15 protein-coding genes are annotated in these 17571 nt (G+C 63.4%); 10 read left to right on the forward strand and 5 right to left on the reverse strand.

Features of this window, described 5'->3' with window-relative positions; all coding sequences use genetic code 11:
* Nucleotides 1–5 precede the first annotated feature (5 nt).
* From dnaE to ispD, 8 genes are all read left to right on the forward strand, one after another.
* Nucleotides 6–3527, forward strand: a complete 3522-nt coding sequence (gene dnaE / locus ACVRRC_RS08205) for a DNA polymerase III subunit alpha (RefSeq protein ID WP_045158464.1) — start codon at nt 6–8, stop codon at nt 3525–3527.
* Between the two features lie 184 nt (nt 3528–3711).
* Entirely contained in the window at nt 3712–4662 is a 951-nt protein-coding gene (locus ACVRRC_RS08210; protein ID WP_014596298.1) for an acetyl-CoA carboxylase carboxyltransferase subunit alpha, read from the forward strand.
* Between the two features lie 125 nt (nt 4663–4787).
* Complete coding sequence (gene tilS, locus ACVRRC_RS08215) at nt 4788–6077, forward strand: tRNA lysidine(34) synthetase TilS (protein WP_242630819.1); 1290 nt, start codon at nt 4788–4790, stop codon at nt 6075–6077.
* Nucleotides 6078–6244: 167 nt separating this feature from the next.
* Nucleotides 6245–7876 (forward strand): CTP synthase, encoded by a 1632-nt coding sequence (locus tag ACVRRC_RS08220; protein ID WP_011912718.1) that lies wholly within the window; start codon nt 6245–6247, stop codon nt 7874–7876.
* Nucleotides 7873–8718 (forward strand): 3-deoxy-8-phosphooctulonate synthase, encoded by an 846-nt coding sequence (gene kdsA / locus ACVRRC_RS08225; protein ID WP_013982341.1) that lies wholly within the window; start codon nt 7873–7875, stop codon nt 8716–8718. Before ACVRRC_RS08220 ends, kdsA begins: the two co-directional genes overlap by 4 nt.
* A 34-nt stretch (nt 8719–8752) precedes the next feature.
* A complete protein-coding gene (eno, locus tag ACVRRC_RS08230) occupies nt 8753–10042 on the forward strand; it encodes a phosphopyruvate hydratase (protein WP_014596300.1) in 1290 nt (429 codons plus the stop codon).
* A 151-nt stretch (nt 10043–10193) separates the two neighbouring features.
* A complete protein-coding gene (ftsB, locus tag ACVRRC_RS08235) occupies nt 10194–10472 on the forward strand; it encodes a cell division protein FtsB (RefSeq protein WP_013982343.1) in 279 nt (92 codons plus the stop codon).
* Complete coding sequence (gene ispD, locus ACVRRC_RS08240) at nt 10469–11173, forward strand: 2-C-methyl-D-erythritol 4-phosphate cytidylyltransferase (RefSeq protein ID WP_013982344.1); 705 nt, start codon at nt 10469–10471, stop codon at nt 11171–11173. Before ftsB ends, ispD begins: the two co-directional genes overlap by 4 nt.
* Before the next feature lie 28 nt (nt 11174–11201).
* Here the strand turns inward: ispD and ACVRRC_RS08245 are convergent, their stop codons facing one another.
* The 3 genes from ACVRRC_RS08245 to ACVRRC_RS08255 form a co-directional block, all read right to left on the reverse strand.
* The gene (locus ACVRRC_RS08245; RefSeq protein ID WP_017245786.1) at nt 11202–12368 is read right to left on the reverse strand and encodes a baeRF3 domain-containing protein; all 1167 of its coding nucleotides are present in this window, start codon (nt 12366–12368) and stop codon (nt 11202–11204) included.
* Between the two features lie 76 nt (nt 12369–12444).
* Nucleotides 12445–12759, reverse strand: a complete 315-nt coding sequence (locus ACVRRC_RS08250) for an HPF/RaiA family ribosome-associated protein (protein WP_011912724.1) — start codon at nt 12757–12759, stop codon at nt 12445–12447.
* 117 nt (nt 12760–12876) lie between these two features.
* Nucleotides 12877–13776 (reverse strand): LysR family transcriptional regulator, encoded by a 900-nt coding sequence (locus ACVRRC_RS08255; protein ID WP_011912725.1) that lies wholly within the window; start codon nt 13774–13776, stop codon nt 12877–12879.
* Nucleotides 13777–13927: 151 nt separating this feature from the next.
* Between ACVRRC_RS08255 and ACVRRC_RS08260 the strand changes: the two genes are divergently transcribed.
* Both ACVRRC_RS08260 and fghA read left to right on the forward strand, forming a co-directional pair.
* Nucleotides 13928–15043 carry an S-(hydroxymethyl)glutathione dehydrogenase/class III alcohol dehydrogenase gene (locus tag ACVRRC_RS08260; RefSeq protein ID WP_020308662.1) on the forward strand — a complete coding sequence of 372 codons (1116 nt, stop codon included), beginning with the start codon at nt 13928–13930 and terminating at the stop codon, nt 15041–15043.
* An 88-nt stretch (nt 15044–15131) separates the two neighbouring features.
* Complete coding sequence (gene fghA, locus ACVRRC_RS08265; protein WP_472996843.1) at nt 15132–15977, forward strand: S-formylglutathione hydrolase; 846 nt, start codon at nt 15132–15134, stop codon at nt 15975–15977.
* Nucleotides 15978–16071: 94 nt separating this feature from the next.
* Here the strand turns inward: fghA and ACVRRC_RS08270 are convergent, their stop codons facing one another.
* Together ACVRRC_RS08270 and ACVRRC_RS08275 are read right to left on the reverse strand one after the other, a co-directional pair.
* Nucleotides 16072–17121 (reverse strand): alkene reductase, encoded by a 1050-nt coding sequence (locus ACVRRC_RS08270; protein WP_017245784.1) that lies wholly within the window; start codon nt 17119–17121, stop codon nt 16072–16074.
* Nucleotides 17122–17158: 37 nt separating this feature from the next.
* Entirely contained in the window at nt 17159–17461 is a 303-nt protein-coding gene (locus tag ACVRRC_RS08275) for an ArsR/SmtB family transcription factor (protein ID WP_014596308.1), read from the reverse strand.
* Nucleotides 17462–17571: the final 110 nt, after the last annotated feature.

Consider the following 17571-nt stretch of genomic DNA (forward strand, 5'->3'; position numbering starts at 1 on the left):
TGTTCATGCCTGCTTCCTTCGTCCATCTCCGTCTGCATACCGAGTACTCGCTGGTCGATGGCCTGGTGCGCGTCAAGCCGCTGATCAAGGCGGTGGCGGCGGGCGGAATGCCCGCGGTGGCGGTGACCGACATGAGCAACATGTGCTCGCTGGTGAAGTTCTACAAGACGGCGCAGGGCGCCGGAATCAAACCGATCTGTGGCGCCGATATCTGGCTGGCTGGCTGCGACGAGGATGGTCCTCTCAGCCGCCTGACGCTGCTGGCGATGAACCCCAAGGGATATCGCAATCTCACCGAGTTGATTTCTCGCGGCTGGACCGAAGGCCAGCGCAACGATCTGGTCATCATCGAGCGGGAGTGGGTCAAGGAAGCGGCCGAAGGGCTGATTGCGCTTTCCGGTGCCAAGGAAGGGGAGATCGGCCACGCTCTGCTCAATGGCGACGAAGCGCTGGCGGCGTCGCGTCTTGCCGAATGGCGCGAGGTATTCGCCGATCGCTTCTACCTGGAAGTGCAGCGCACCAATCGGGTCAATGACGAAGAGCATCTGCATGCGGCCGTGGCGCTGGCCGAGCGCAGCGGCGCGCCGCTGGTGGCGACCAACGACGTGCGCTTTCTCAAACAGGAAGACTTCGAGGCGCATGAAACCCGCGTCTGCATCGGTGAAGGGCGCACTCTGGACGACCCACGACGCCCGCGTACCTATTCCGATCAGCAGTACCTGAAGACGCCCGAGGAGATGGCCGAGCTGTTCGCCGACCTGCCCGAGGCGCTGGAAAACACCGTCGAGATCGCCAAACGCTGCAACATCGAAGTGCAGCTGGGCACCTACTTCCTGCCGAACTTCCCGGTTCCCGAAGGCATGACCATCGACGACTACCTGCGTCAGGTCTCGTTCGAGGGCCTGGAGGAGCGCCTGGAAGTCCTGCTGCCAAAGGACACGCCGGACTACGAGGCGAAGAAGCAGGTCTATATCGACCGCCTCGAGTTCGAACTGGGCACCATCATTCAGATGGGCTTTCCCGGTTACTTCCTGATCGTTATGGACTTCATCAAGTGGGCCAAGAACAACGGCGTGCCGGTCGGCCCGGGCCGCGGTTCGGGTGCCGGCTCGCTGGTGGCCTACGTGCTGAAGATCACCGACCTCGATCCGCTGGCCTACGACCTGCTGTTCGAGCGCTTCCTCAACCCCGAGCGTATTTCCATGCCCGACTTCGACGTCGACTTCTGCATGGACGGCCGCGACCGGGTCATCGATTACGTGGCTGAGGCGTACGGGCGCAATGCGGTGAGCCAGATCATCACCTTCGGCACCATGGCGGCCAAGGCGGTGGTGCGTGACGTGGCGCGGGTCCAGGGCAAGTCCTATGGCCTGGCCGACCGTCTGTCGAAGATGATCCCTTTCGAAGTGGGTATGACCCTCGAGAAGGCCTACGAGATGGAGGAGCCGCTGCGCGACTTCCTCGCCGTCGACGAGGATGCCCGCGAAATCTGGGAGATGGCGCTCAAGCTCGAAGGCATCACCCGCGGTACCGGCAAACACGCCGGTGGTGTGGTGATCGCGCCGACCAAGCTCACCGACTTCGCGCCGATCGCCTGTGACGAGGAGGGCGGCGGACTGGTGACCCAGTTCGACAAGGACGACGTCGAGCAGGCCGGCCTGGTGAAGTTCGACTTCCTCGGCTTGCGCACCCTGACCATCATCAAATGGGCGCTGGAGACCATCAACCGCGAGCAGGCCAAGAAGGGCCTGGAACCGGTCAACATCGACTTCATCCCGCTGGACGACAAGCCGACCTACCAGCTCCTGCAGAAGGCCGAGACCACGGCCGTGTTCCAGCTCGAATCGCGCGGCATGAAGGAGCTGATCAAGAAGCTCAAGCCCGACTGTCTGGAAGACCTCATCGCGCTCGTGGCCCTGTTCCGCCCCGGCCCGTTGCAGTCGGGCATGGTGGACGACTTCATCAACCGCAAGCACGGCCGTGCGGAAGTATCCTATCCGCACCCGGATTATCAGTACGCCGGGCTGGAGCCGGTGCTCAAGCCCACCTACGGCATCATCCTGTACCAGGAACAGGTGATGCAGATCGCCCAGGTGATGGCCGGCTACACCCTCGGTGGCGCCGACATGCTGCGCCGCGCCATGGGTAAGAAAAAGCCGGAGGAAATGGCCAAACAGCGCGGTGGCTTCATCGAGGGTTGCGCCAACAACGGGATCGATGCGGACCTGGCGGGCAACATCTTCGATCTGGTGGAAAAATTCGCCGGCTACGGCTTCAACAAGTCGCACTCGGCCGCCTACGGCCTGGTGTCCTACCAGACGGCCTGGCTCAAGGCGCACCACCCTTCGCCGTTCATGGCGGCCGTGCTCTCGGCGGATATGCACAACACCGACAAGGTGGTGATCCTCATCGAGGAATGCCGCAGCATGAAGCTGCGCATCGATCCGCCCGATGTGAACGTCTCCGAATTCAAGTTCACCGTCAACGACGATGGCCGTATCGTCTATGGCCTGGGGGCAGTGAAGGGCGTGGGTGAGGGGCCGGTTGAGGCTATCGCCGAATGCCGTGCCGAAGGCGGCCCGTTCAAGGATCTGTTCGATTTCTGCGCACGCATCGACCTCAAGCGCATCAACAAGCGCACCCTGGAAGCGCTGATCCGCTCCGGCGCGCTGGACCGCCTGGGGCCGTACTTCTTCGAGGAGGCCAAGGCCTATCAGGCCAACATTGACCGCAATCGCGCGGTACTGCTGGCGGCGATGGAAGAGGCGGTGCAGGCCGCCGAACAGACGGCGCGCAGCGCGGAGAGCGGTCACATGGACCTGTTCGGCGGCCTGTTCGCCGAGCCGGAGGCCGACGTCTATGGCAATCACCGCAACGCCCGCGAGCTGTCGCTCAAGGAACGTCTGAAAGGCGAGAAGGACACCCTCGGCCTGTACCTCACCGGCCATCCGATCGACGAATACGAGGGCGAGATCCGTCGCTTCGCCCGCCAGCGCATCATCGATCTGCGCCCGGCGCGTGGCGAGCAGACCATCGCCGGGCTGATCGTCAATTTGCGAGTGATGAAGAACAAGAAGGGCGACAAGATGGGGTTCATCACCCTGGACGACCGCTCCGGGCGCATCGAGGCCTCGTTGTTCGCCGAAGCGTTCAACAGCGCCCAGGCCCTGCTGCAGACCGATGCGTTGGTAGTGGTGGAGGGCGAGGTGAGCAACGATGATTTCTCTGGCGGTCTGCGCCTGCGAGCCAAACGTGTCATGAGCCTGGAGGAAGCGCGTACCGGTCTGGCCGAGAGTCTGCGGGTCAAGGTCGCCGGCGAGGCGCTCAAGGGCGAACGCATGCGCTGGCTGGCCGAGGTCTGCGGTCGCCATCGCGGGGCCTGTCCGATCACGCTGGAGTACACCGGACATGATGCACGGGCGCTCCTGCAGTTCGGTGAGGATTGGCGGATCGATCCGGCGGACAACTTGATTCAGGCATTGCGTGACCAGTTCGGACGCGACAACGTCTTCCTGCAATACCGATAGATGGCCATGGCCCGGGATGCCACCGAGGTGCGCGTTCCGAGCCAGGCCTGAACGGCCCGGCAGTGACCGGGTCATGGTTTCAGAACAATTTTTGTTCGACCTGAATGCGCCGCTCCCGTAAGGTAAGGCGCAAAAAACGGAACAGCCTCCCGGCCGCCTGGCCGTCGACGCATGACGGATGCCTATGAACCCGAACTTCCTGGATTTCGAACAGCCGATCGCCGACCTGCAAGCCAAGATCGAAGAATTGCGCCTGGTTGGTAACGACAACTCGCTGAACATCGGCGATGAGATTGCCCGCCTGCAGGACAAGAGCGAATCGCTCACCGAAAGCATCTTCGGCAATCTGACCAGCTGGCAGATCGCCCGTCTGGCCCGCCACCCGCAGCGGCCCTATACCCTTGATTACATCAATCACCTGTTCACCGAGTTCGAAGAACTGCACGGTGATCGCCACTTCTCCGATGACGCGGCCATCGTTGGCGGTACCGCGCGTCTGGACGGCCAGTCGGTGATGGTCATTGGCCATCAGAAGGGCCGTGAGGTACGTGAAAAGGTACGTCGCAATTTCGGCATGCCGCGTCCCGAGGGCTACCGCAAGGCCTGCCGCCTGATGGAGATGGCCGAGCGCTTCAAGATGCCGATCCTGACCTTCATCGATACGCCGGGCGCCTACCCGGGGATCGATGCCGAAGAGCGCAACCAGAGCGAGGCCATCGCCTGGAACCTGCGTGTGATGGCGCGACTGAAGACGCCGATCATCGCCACCGTGATTGGCGAGGGCGGTTCTGGCGGTGCGCTGGCGATCGGCGTCTGCGACCAGCTGAACATGCTGCAGTATTCCACCTACGCGGTGATCTCGCCGGAAGGTTGCGCCTCGATTCTCTGGCGTACCGCCGAGAAGGCGCCGGAAGCCGCCGAGGCCATGGGTGTTACCGCCGAGCGCCTGAAGGATCTGGGTATCGTCGACAAGGTGATCCCCGAGCCGCTGGGCGGCGCGCATCGCAATCCGGCCGTCATGGCTGCGGCCATGCGCGAGCAGCTCAACAGCCAGTTGCACATGCTCAAGTCGCTGGATACCGATGCGCTGCTGGCGCGTCGCTATGAGCGTCTGATGAGCTACGGTATCGCCTGAGTCATCCCTGTGCGTGCTTCGCCTCTCTGAGCGAGGCACGCCAGGATTCGCTGTCGGGCCTTCGCTCGCGGCTTTCGCCCCTGAGCCTTATGCTTGCCGGCATTCTCGATTTTCGAAGCGCCCGCATGTCCCTCGATTCCCTTCTCCTTTCCCGTCTTGCTCCGTGGCGCGGCTCATCGGCGTGGTGGGTGGCGTTCTCCGGCGGTCTCGACTCCACCGTTTTGCTGCATGCGTTGACGCGGCTGTCTGAGCGTCAGGCGCTGCCGGTGATTCGTGCGATCCATGTGCATCATGGCCTGCAAGCCGCTGGTGATGACTGGCCGGCACACTGTCAGCGAGTCTGCGACCAGCTCGGCGTCACGCTGGAAATCGTGCGTGTGCGGGTGGTTCCCGGTGCCAGTCTGGAGCGGGCTGCGCGCGATGCCCGCTACCAGGCGTTCAGCGCCTGTGTAGGGGAGGGTGAGCTGCTGCTGACCGGGCAGCACCGCGATGACCAGGCCGAGACGCTGCTGTTCCGCCTGTTGCGCGGCGCCGGTGTGCGCGGGCTGGTGGCGATGCCGGATGCGCGATCGATGGGGCGCGGCAGCCTGGTTCGGCCGTTGCTGGAGGTCTCCCGGGCCGATTTGGAGGATTATGCGCGCGCCAACGGTCTCGCCTGGGTCGAGGATCCCAGCAATCAGCAGCTGGAGTATTCACGCAATTTTCTGCGTCGGGAGGTCTTGCCTTTGCTACAGCAGCGCTGGCCTCGGGCGGCGTCCAGCCTGGCGCGTACCGCCGCGCTTATGGCTGAGGCGCAGCACTTGCTCGACGAGCTTGCGCAGCAGGATCTCGCCGCGGCGCAGACCGGCAGCGATTGCCGATGGTTGAACCTGCCGAGCCTCGCGCTAGCGCCGCTGCGCGAGCTGACATCGGCGCGGCAGCGTAATGCGCTGCGCCATTGGCTGGCAGGGCTGACCCTGGCGCCAGATGAGAATCACTGGGCCGGCTGGGAGTGTCTGCGTGACGCCAAGCCAGATGCCACGCCTCGCTGGCGGCTGGCAGGTGGCGAGCTCCAGCGCAGTGGCGAGCGCGTCTGGTGGCTGCCGGACGGCTGGCTTGCCTCTGTTGGTGGGCCGGTTGACTGGCCCGACCCGTCCGTCGAGCTGCAGCTTCCCGGCAATGGCTCGGTTCGGCTAGAGGGGGCGCCGCCCATTGGCAGGCTGCAGATTCGCTATCGAACCGGTGGTGAAGTCATGGCTGTGTCCGGTCGCGGCCGGCGCGATCTCAAACGCCTGCTGAATGAAGCTGCGGTGCCTGCGTTCGCCCGAAAGCGCCTGCCGCTGCTGTATTGCAATGGCGAGTTGATCGCCGTGGCCAATCTGCCGCAACTGAGCGCTGGCCGGTGCGCCCTGAATTGGTGCGCGCCGGGCTGCTAAGTGGTTTGAGCTGATAGGGCCTTTCCGGTAGACTACGCTCCCGTCTCAATACAGCTTCTGCGGTTTCTTCGAATCCGTGGCAGTTGCGCTATTGCCGATCCGCGCAATGGCACCTTCGCTTTCCCCCGGCGGCGCCGGCCGCTTAACGCAGACTTCTAGGGTTTTTCATGACGCGCTACATCTTCGTCACGGGTGGTGTTGTTTCTTCATTGGGGAAAGGCATCGCCTCGGCTTCATTGGCGGCCATCCTGGAGGCGCGGGGCCTGAAGGTCACGATGCTCAAACTGGACCCTTACATCAACGTCGATCCGGGCACCATGAGCCCGTTCCAGCACGGTGAGGTGTTCGTCACCCATGACGGCGCCGAGACCGACCTCGATCTGGGGCACTACGAGCGGTTCATCCGCACCCGCATGACCCAGAACAACAACTTCACCACCGGTCGCGTCTACGAAGACGTGCTGCGCCGTGAACGCCGGGGCGACTACCTGGGCGCAACCATCCAGGTCATCCCGCACATCACCGACGAGATCAAGCGCCGCATCATCAAGGGTGCCGGCGACGCCGACGTGGCCCTGGTGGAGGTCGGCGGTACGGTGGGCGACATCGAGTCGCAACCCTTCCTCGAGGCCATCCGCCAGTTGCGTGTGGAAGTCGGCGCCAAGCGCGCCATGCTGATGCACCTGACGCTGGTGCCTTACATCGCCACCGCTGGCGAGACCAAGACCAAGCCAACCCAGCATTCGGTGAAGGAGCTGCGCTCCATCGGCCTGCAGCCGGACGTGCTGGTCTGCCGCTCCGATCGCGCCATCGACGTGTCTTCGCGGCGCAAGATCGCGCTATTCACCAACGTCGAAGAGCGTGCGGTGATCAGCCTGCCGGACGCCGATACCATCTACAAGATTCCGGGCATCCTGCATGCCCAGGGCCTCGATGACTATGTCGTCGAACGTTTCGGTCTCGAATGCCGTGGCGCCGATCTCTCCGAATGGGATCGTGTCGTCGATGCCAAGCTGCATCCAGAGAAGGAAGTCAACATCGCCATGGTCGGCAAGTACATGGAACTTCTGGACGCCTACAAATCTCTGATCGAGGCGATGAGCCACGCTGGCATCCAGAGCCGGACCAAGGTGAACCTGCGTTACATCGACTCCGAGGATATCGAGAACCAGGGCACCGGTCTGCTCGAAGGTGTCGATGCCATCCTCGTGCCAGGCGGTTTCGGCCTGCGTGGCGTGGAGGGCAAGATCGCCACCGTGCGCTATGCCCGCGAGAACAAGATCCCCTACCTGGGTATCTGCCTGGGCATGCAGGTTGCGGTCATCGAGTTCGCTCGCGATGTGCTGGGCTGGTCGGATGCCAACTCCACCGAGTTCGACAAGGACAGCGGTCACCCGGTGGTCGGTCTGATCACCGAATGGGCCGACGCCTCCGGCAACACTGAAGTGCGCACCGAAGCCTCCGACCTGGGCGGCACCATGCGCCTGGGTGCGCAGGAATGCGGCCTGGAACCGGGCTCGAAGGTATTCGAATGCTACGGCAAGGAGCGCATCGTCGAGCGGCACCGTCATCGCTACGAAGTGAACAACAACCTGCTGCCGCAACTGCAGGCAGCCGGACTGAAGATTACCGGGCGCTCCGGAGACGGTGCGCTGGTGGAAGTGGTCGAGGCTCCGGATCATCCGTGGTTCGTCGCCTGCCAGTTCCACCCTGAATTCACGTCCACGCCGCGCGATGGTCACCCGCTGTTCAGCGGTTTCGTCAACGCAGCGCTGGAATACAAGGCGAAGAAGGCATGAGTCAGAAGACCATCCGCGTAGGCAACATCGAGATCGCGAACGACAAGCCGTTCGTGCTGTTCGGTGGCATCAATGTCCTCGAGTCCCGTGACCTGGCCATGCAGGCCTGCGAAGAGTACGTGCGGGTGACCGAGAAGCTCGGCATTCCTTACGTTTTCAAGGCGAGCTTCGACAAGGCCAACCGCTCCTCGATCACTTCGTTCCGCGGCCCGGGTCTGGAAGAGGGGATGAAGATCTTCGAGGAAGTGAAGAAGACTTTCGGCGTGCCGGTCATCACCGACGTACATGAGCCGTGGCAGGCGCAGCCGGTGGCCGATGTCTGCGACATCATCCAGCTCCCGGCCTTCCTCTCCCGGCAGACCGACCTGGTGGTGGCGATGGCCAAGACCGGTGCGGTGATCAACATCAAGAAAGCACAGTTCCTCGCACCGCAGGAGATGAAGCACATCCTCAAGAAGTGCGAGGAGGCCGGCAACGACCAGCTGATTCTTTGCGAACGTGGCTCGTCCTTCGGTTACAACAACCTGGTCGTCGACATGCTCGGCTTCGGCATCATGAAGCAGTTCGAGTACCCGGTGTTCTTCGATGTCACCCATGCCCTGCAGATGCCCGGCGGTCGCGCCGACTCGGCCGGTGGTCGTCGTGCCCAGGTCACCGATCTGGCCAAGGCCGGCCTGTCCCAGGGGCTGGCCGGGCTGTTCCTGGAAGCGCACCCGGATCCTGACAATGCCAAGTGCGACGGCCCGTGCGCGCTGCGCCTGAACAAGCTCGAAGCTTTCCTCACCCAGCTCAAGCAGCTGGATGATCTGGTCAAGAATTTCCCGCCAATCGAAACTGCTTGAAAGCCTTGCAGCTATCTATGGAGTGTTAACAACAATGGCAAAGATCGTCGACATCAAGGGGCGTGAAGTTCTCGACTCCCGCGGCAACCCCACCGTGGAAGCCGATGTGATCCTCGATAACGGCATCATCGGCAGCGCCTGCGCGCCGTCCGGTGCATCCACCGGCTCCCGCGAGGCTCTGGAACTGCGCGATGGCGACAAGAGCCGTTACTTGGGCAAGGGCGTGCTGAAGGCCGTGGGCAACGTCAACGGGCCGATTCGCGATCTGCTGCTGGGCAAGGATCCGGCCGATCAGAAGGCCCTGGATCAGGCGATGATCGAGCTCGACGGTACCGAGAACAAGGCCAAGCTGGGCGCCAACGCCATCCTCGCCGTGTCCCTGGCTGCCGCCAAGGCCGCTGCCCAGGCCAAGGGTGTGCCGCTCTACGCGCACATCGCCGACCTCAACGGCACTCCCGGCCAGTACTCGATGCCGGTGCCGATGATGAACATCATCAATGGCGGCGAGCACGCAGACAACAACGTCGACATCCAGGAATTCATGGTTCAGCCGGTTGGCGCCAAGACGTTCGCCGACGCGCTGCGCATGGGCGCCGAGATCTTTCATCACCTGAAAGCCGTGCTGAAGGGCCGTGGCCTGAACACCGCCGTGGGCGACGAAGGTGGCTTCGCGCCGAACCTGGCTTCCAACGAGGATGCGCTGGGTGCCATCGCCGAGGCGGTCGAGAAGGCCGGCTACAAGCTGGGCACCGACGTTACCCTGGCGCTGGACTGCGCTTCCAGCGAGTTCTACAAGGACGGCAAGTACGACCTGGCCGGTGAGGGCAAGGTGTTCGACGCCGAGGGCTTCGCCGATTACCTGGCGGGCCTGACCCAGCGCTACCCGATCATCTCCATCGAAGACGGCATGGACGAATCCGATTGGGCTGGCTGGAAGGCGCTGACCGACAAGATCGGCGAAAAGGTCCAGCTGGTCGGTGACGATCTGTTCGTGACCAATACCAAGATCCTCAAGGAAGGCATCGAGAAGGGCATCGGCAATTCGATCCTGATCAAGTTCAACCAGATCGGCTCGCTGACCGAAACCCTGGAGGCCATCCAGATGGCCAAGGCGGCCGGCTATACCGCGGTGATCTCGCACCGTTCCGGTGAGACCGAAGACAGCACCATCGCTGACCTGGCCGTAGGCACTGCCGCTGGTCAGATCAAGACCGGTTCGCTGTGCCGCTCCGACCGCGTGTCGAAGTACAACCAGCTGCTGCGTATCGAAGAGCAGCTGGCAGGCAAGGCGCCATACAAGGGGCGCGCCGAATTCCGCGGCTGATCCTGCGGCATTAAAAAAGGGCGGCGCGAGTCGCCCTTTTTTGTTTCAATCGGCGTCGTGCCGGCGCAATCATTGTTGCACCGGCGTTGCGCCGGCCACGCCGATGGCGTTCCGATACCCGAATCACAGCCGAAGTCGTTTCATGCCTGCTATGCGTCGCCCCTACTGGTTGTTCGTCGTCCTGCTGCTGCTTCTTGGCGGGCTGCAGTACCGTCTTTGGGTAGGCGAGGGCAGCTTGGCGCAGGTCAACAGCCTGAACAAGCAGATCGCCGATCAGCAGGGTGAAAACGAGCGGTTGCTGGAGCGCAATCGAATCCTGGAAGCCGAAGTGCTGGAGCTCAAGCAGGGCATGGAGACCGTTGAGGAGCGCGCCCGTCAGGAGCTCGGCATGGTCAAAGAGGGTGAAACCCTCTACCAGCTTATCGAATGAGCCAGCCTGCATTCTGGGTGGTGATTCCGGCAGCCGGCGTTGGCAGCCGGATGCGCGCCGATCGCCCCAAGCAGTACCTGCAGGTAGCCGGGCGCTGCATCATCGAACACACCCTCGATTGTTTCCTCGACCATCCGACACTCGCCGGATTGGTGGTCTGTGTCGCGGCCGACGATCCGTACTGGCCGGGTCTCCCCTGCGCCAGTGACCCACGCATCCAGCGCGCGCCTGGTGGTCGTGAGCGGTGCGATTCCGTGCTCAGCGGCCTGCAGCGTCTCGGCCTGATGGGCGCTGCTGACCAGGACTGGGTGCTGGTGCACGACGCCGCTCGGCCTAACCTCGCCCGGGAGGACTTGGACAAGCTCTTGCACGAGCTGGCGGCGGACCCGGTCGGTGGGCTGCTCGCAGTACCTGCGCGGGATACGCTCAAGCGTGCGGACGCGGACGGACGCGTCGCGGAAACCGTGGATCGCAGCGTTATCTGGCAAGCTTTCACACCGCAGATGTTCCGCCTCGGAATGCTGCGCGACGCGCTGGGCGCGGCGCTTGGCGATGGCGTGCCGGTTACCGATGAGGCGTCCGCCATCGAGTGGGCGGGGTATTCGCCGAAGCTGGTGGAGGGGAGAGCGGATAACCTCAAGGTAACCCGCCCCGAAGATCTGCGCTGGCTCGCGCAGTGCTGGAATACCGGTCGTCAGTGATGGCGGGCAAGTCTGCCCGCCATCCTCGTCAGAAACGATAGATCGCCGCGGCACCCGTGCCGGTTGGCATGCGCTCGGTCGGCACCACGACCACATCGCCACCTTGCTCCAGCGTCCAGATCGTCAGTTCGTCGAGCAGGTCCGGCGTGTTGACCTCATCCTCGTTGGCAGCTGTGGCCGTGCCATCGTTACGGTCGACGTGCCCCGGTATCTGCCGCTCGGCTTCCACCAGAAGCGTCGCGACGCGGCCCTGACGCGTGGCCTGGCCGATGTCCTCGAGCTGATCCGACGCCAGGCCTTGGCCATGGGACGCGCCGAACTGGTCGAGCAGACCTTCCAGGCGCTTGAGGTAACGCGGCTGCATCACCATCCAGCTCTTCTCGCGCAATTCCTGGAGGCTCAGCGTGCTCTGGCCGATCTCGATGCCTTCCGGCAGCAGGTTCTCGTTATGGCTGATGCGGCGGAAGTGGGGTTGCTGCTCCGGCAGCGCGGCGAGAATCAACGGCAGTCCCGAGGCTCTCGAGTGGTGCTCGATGATGGCCCGGTCCACCTCACGGAAATAGCGGTCGCGGTCGCGATCGATCTCCGCCTGCTTGCCGCTGCCGCCTGCTTCCACCTGCATCGGGTCGCCACGTTCACTGGCACGGCTGTAGCCCTGGGGAAAACCGCTCTGGCCCTTTTCGGTGAGATCGCCGCCCAACGCGTCCGCGAGTGTCTTGGGCACCGCTTCGTGCAGGTGCACCTCATCGAGCGCGTCGCGGTTGCCTTCGAACAGGCGCACCGAGTCACGCGAGAGGCAGAGGATCTGGAAGCGATCAGCTGACTGGGCGATGCGAACCAGCGGCTTGAGGTGCATGCGCGCATTGGCCACCGCCATTTCCGGCACGCTACGTTGCAGGCGATAGACCTGGAAATAGTCCTTGGCAGCGAAGGCTGCGAGGCCATCGAGGTTGTGGTTCCAGAAGTCGTTGTTGTCGATCAGTGCATGGAACGGCTCGAGCAGGCTGCGTGCCTGTTCGGCATGGCCCTGCTGCTTGAGGGATTCTTCCAGTTGCTTGACCAGTTGCTTGAAGCGGATCGGGTCCTGCTGGCGTTCCGGAAAGCTGCGATGAGTCGGCTGGTACAGGGAGAGGCAGGGCCCGTCCCGGTGTTTCAGCAGTTGGGTAAGGGTTTCACGATCGAGCAGTCGGTTCATGCGTGGCCTCCAGTTGCTGTGGTTCGGTCCCTCGCAGAGATGTCGATGGCCACTCAATGGCCAACGATGGGCCAGGTCAGTGGCGGTTGAGCTTGTCCAGGGCGTGACTGAGCGCGTGGTTCAGTTTCTCCGCGGCGCCGTTGATGGCGAGGTCCAGAGTTTCGGCCTTGTGGGTGGCGGAAATCGGGTCGTGGCCCTTGACGCGCGCCTCCATCTGGCAGCGTTTGTCATGCGGTCCGCTCTTGTTGCTGTTCTCGTCGTTGAGATGGACTTCGACGCGGGTCAGATGATCGTCGAAGCGGTCCAGCTCGGTCTCCACCGTCGCCTTGATTCGCTCTTCGAGATCGGCGGTAACGCTGATGCTGTGGTTGCTGTTCACCAGAACCTGCATGGTTTCCTCCTGATTTGCGGCGCCGCACGACGAGCTGCGGCTACAGAAGGTACGACGTGGCGGATTAAGACGGGTTCCGCCTCGGCGCGGACCTCAGACGCGCGGTTCAACCTTTGTTCAGCTTTGCCCGCCGCGGTACTCCGGGCGCGCGGCGAGACCGACCTTGAGCGCCTCGACGAGCAACCTGACCTTGGGCAGCGGGTAGCGCCGCTGCGGATACACCGCCCACACGGCGGTGTCCGGAGGCTGGTTGGCCTCGAGCAGCGAGACCAGCTCACCCCGGCGCAGCGGTTCGAGCACGTAGTAGTCCGGCAACTGGCACAGGCCGAAGCCACGCAATGCGGCATCCAGCACCGCCTGGCCGCTATTGCAGCGCCAGTTGCCGCTGGGCTTGAAATGCTGCTCGCGCCCGTCGGACTGGAACGACCAGACGTCGCTGGTGCCGATCAGGCAGTTGTGCCGTGCCAGTTCTGAGAGCGTATGCGGCCGACCGTAGCGCTCCAGATAGCCCGGTGCAGCGCACAGGTACATGGCCCGCGGCGCGATCCGCGCGGCCACCAGGCGGGACTCGCCGAGTTTGCCGAGACGGATCGCCAGGTCATAGCCTTCCTGCACCAGATCGAGTGTGCGGTTGGACAGTTCGATGTCGACGCGCAGCTGTGGATGCCGCGCCATGAATTCATTCACCAGCGGCACGATGAAGCGCTCGCCGTAGGCCACCGCGGCGGTCATGCGCAGCAGTCCGGTGGGGGCACTGTGCAGGTCGCTGATGGCGAGGAAGGCATCGTCGCGCTCTTCGATCAAGCGCTGGCAGCGCGCGAAAAAGGTATGACCGGCTTCGGTCAGCGACACGCGGCGAGTGGTGCGGTAGAGCAGGCGGGCCTGCAGGCGCTCTTCCAGACGGGCGATCTGGCGGCTGACATGGGAGGACGACACCCGCAGACGTTCGGCGGCGCGCATGAAACTGCCGCATTCCACAACCGCGACGAATTCGTCGAGCCCTTCCCAGCGATTCATGGTCACCTCCTTGAGGCAGGTTTATCGACGCACAAGATTCAGCATTCGCTGGATTATCCCTGTGCGGCAACAATGTTTTCCAGAATCATCCATCAATCCCTGAATGAGCGTGAATTACACTCTCTGCTTTCCACACAGTCGAGTGATGTTCATGACCATCAAGTCGCGCGCGGCCGTTGCCTTCGGCCCCAACCAGCCCCTGCAGATCGTCGAAGTGGATGTCGCTCCGCCCAAGGCCGGCGAGGTGCTGATCCGTATCGTTGCCACCGGTGTCTGTCACACCGACGCCTACACACTTTCGGGGGAGGATTCGGAAGGTGTCTTTCCCTGCATTCTTGGCCACGAGGGCGGCGGGATCGTCGAGGCCGTTGGCGAGGGCGTCACCTCGGTGGCGGTCGGCGATCACGTGATCCCGCTCTATACCGCCGAATGCCGGGAGTGCAAGTTCTGCAAGTCCGGCAAGACCAACCTGTGCAGCTCCGTGCGCGCCACCCAGGGCAAGGGCCTGATGCCCGATGGCACCACGCGCTTCAGCTACAACGGCGAGCCGATCTACCACTACATGGGCTGCTCGACCTTCTCCGAGTACACCGTGCTGCCGGAAGTCTCGGTAGCCAAGATTCCCAAGGAGGCGCCGCTGGAAAAGGTCTGCCTGCTGGGCTGCGGCGTGACCACCGGGATCGGTGCCGTACTGAACACCGCCAAGGTGGAGGAAGGCGCTACCGTGGCGATCTTCGGCCTGGGTGGAATCGGCTTGGCGGCGATCATCGGTGCGAAGATGGCCAAGGCCAGCCGGATCATTGCCATCGACATCAACCCGGGCAAGTTCGCTATTGCCGAAGAGCTGGGCGCCACCGATTTCGTCAATCCAAAGGATCACGACAAGCCGATTCAAGAGGTAATCGTCGAGATGACCGATGGCGGTGTCGACTATTCCTTTGAATGCGTTGGCAATGTGCAGCTGATGCGCGCAGCGCTGGAGTGCTGTCACAAGGGTTGGGGCGAGTCGACCATCATCGGTGTCGCCGGCGCGGGCCAGGAAATCAGCACGCGTCCGTTTCAGCTGGTCACCGGGCGCGTCTGGCGCGGCTCGGCGTTCGGCGGTGTGAAGGGTCGTACCGAGCTGCCGAGCTATGTGGAGAAGGCGCAGAGCGGCGAGATTCCGCTGGACACCTTCATCACCCACAACATGCCGCTGGACAAGATCAACGAAGCGTTCGACCTGATGCATGAAGGCAAGAGCATCCGGACCGTCATCCACTTCTGATCCCAGGGTGGGCAATGCCGTCGTTCGGCGGCTTGTCCACCTCGACCGGTGGAGGCCTGCGCGGTTTCCACCTTGCGCGAGGCCGCTCATGACCCTTGAAATCGTTTCCAGCAACAAGAGCTTCGGTGGCTGGCACAAGCGCTACCGCCACCGCTCCAACGCCCTGAACTGCGACATGGTATTTGCCGTGTTCCTGCCGCCGCAGTCCGAGCAGGGTGAAAAACTGCCGGTGCTGTACTGGCTGTCCGGCTTGACCTGTACCGACGAAAATTTCATGCAGAAGGCCGGAGCGCTACGCATGGCGGCCGAGCTCGGTCTGATCATCGTCGCGCCGGACACCAGCCCGCGTGGCCCAGGCGTGCCGGATGACGCCGACGGCGCCTGGGATTTCGGCCTGGGCGCGGGCTTTTATCTCAATGCGACGCAAGAGCCCTGGGCCCAGCACTACCGGATGTACGACTACGTCGTCGAGGAACTGCCGGCACTGGTCGAGGCCAACTTCCCGGTCTCCGACCGCCGCGGCATCAGCGGGCACTCCATGGGCGGACACGGGGCGCTCATCTGCGCGCTGAAAAATCCTGGGCGCTATCGCTCGGTATCGGCCTTTGCGCCCATCAGCAACCCGATCACCTGTCCCTGGGGAGAAAAGGCGTTCAGCCGCTATCTGGGCGCGGACCGTTCGCGCTGGCGGGAGTGGGATGCCTGCGCGCTGATCGCCGAAGCCAGCGAGCGGCTACCGCTGCTGGTGGACCAGGGCGACCGCGATGACTTCATGGACGGCCAGCTCAAGCCGCAAGCGCTGCGTGCCGCTGCGGACGCTGTCGGGCACCCGCTGACGCTGCGCATCCAGCCGGGCTACGACCACAGCTACTACTTCATTGCCAGCTTTATCGATGATCACCTGCGCCATCATGCCGAGGCGTTGACGGCGTAGGGTGGGCAACGGCGCTCGCGCCGACTGCCAGAAACGTCAGCCACAAAAAAGGCCCGAGCGGACATGCCGCTCGGGCCTTTCCATCGCCAGGAGCTTAGAGCGACGGATAATCGGTGTAGCCGTCCGGGCCCTGGGCATAGAACAGCTCGGGCTTGGGCTCGTTCAGCGGTGCATCCCGACGCAGGCGCTCGACCAGATCCGGATTGGCGATGTACGGAATGCCGAAGGCCACCGCATCGGCCTTGCCTTCCGCCAGCCAGGCGTTGCCTTGCTCCTTGGTGAAGCGTTCGTTGGCGATGTAGACGCCACCGAAGAGCTGCTTGAGCTGTGGGCCGAGGCTGTCTTCACCGGCCTTTTCGCGGGTGCAGATGAAGGCGATGCCGCGCTTGCCCAGTTCACGGGCAACGTAGCCGAAGGTCTCGGCACGGTTGGAGTCACCCATGTCATGGGAGTCGGCACGCGGCGCCAGATGCACTCCGACGCGCCCGGCGCCCCATACGGAGACGGCGGCATCGGTCACTTCCAGCAGCAGTCGTGCACGGTTTTCCAGTGAGCCACCGTAGGCGTCGGTGCGCTTGTTGGTGCTGTCCTGCAGGAACTGATCGAGCAGATAGCCGTTGGCGCCATGGATCTCGACACCGTCGAAACCGGCTTCCTTGGCATTCTCCGCCCCCTTGCGGTAGGCCTCGATGATGCCGGGGATTTCGTCGATCTCCAGCGCGCGCGGGGTCTCGTAATCCTTCTTCGGACGGACCAGGCTGACATGGCCCGCGGGTTTGAGGGCACTGGGGGCGACCGGCAACTGGCCGTCGAGGTAGAGCGGATCGGAGATACGGCCGACATGCCAGAGCTGCAGGACGATCTTGCCACCTTTGGCATGCACAGCGTCGGTGACCTTCTTCCAGCCCTGGACCTGCTCGGCCGACCAGATGCCCGGAGTGTCCGGATAGCCCACACCCATCGGCGTGACCGAGGTGGCCTCGCTGATGATCAGGCCGGCGTCGGCGCGCTGGGCATAGTACTCGGCGATCAGATCGCCGGGCACGCGGCCAGGCTCGGCGCGACAGCGGGTCAGCGGCGCCATGATGATGCGGTTGTTCAGTTCCAGGTCGCCGATCTTGATCGGGTCGAAAAGCGTGGGCATAGCGATACCGCTCCTGTGTGGTGGTGCGAGAAAAGGCTCAGAGTTCCTGGCCGATGCGCTCGATGAAGGTCTGGATGACTGCGTCGTTGCGCTTGAAGAAGTGCCACTGGCCGACTTTCTGGCAGGTGACCAGCCCGGCCTTCTGCAGGGTCGCCAGGTGAGCCGAAACGGTGGACTGCGACAGGCCGGCGCGCTGGTCGATCTGGCCGGCGCACACGCCGTTCTCCAGCGAATGGTGCTGCGCGGCGAAATAGCGCTGCGGCTCCTTGAGCCAACGCAGAATGTCGCGGCGCAGCGGATGGGCGAGGGCCTTGATGATGTCGTCGAAGTCGTCCGGCATGAGTTTCGGCTGCCTGTATCGGATTGAGACGAACTATATATCGTCAACTGGCGATACAAGATCGATTCGGCTGATGGTGCATATCGTCGAGGTCGATGATCGAGCAGACC

This window comes from Stutzerimonas sp. LR2, assembly GCF_055755175.1.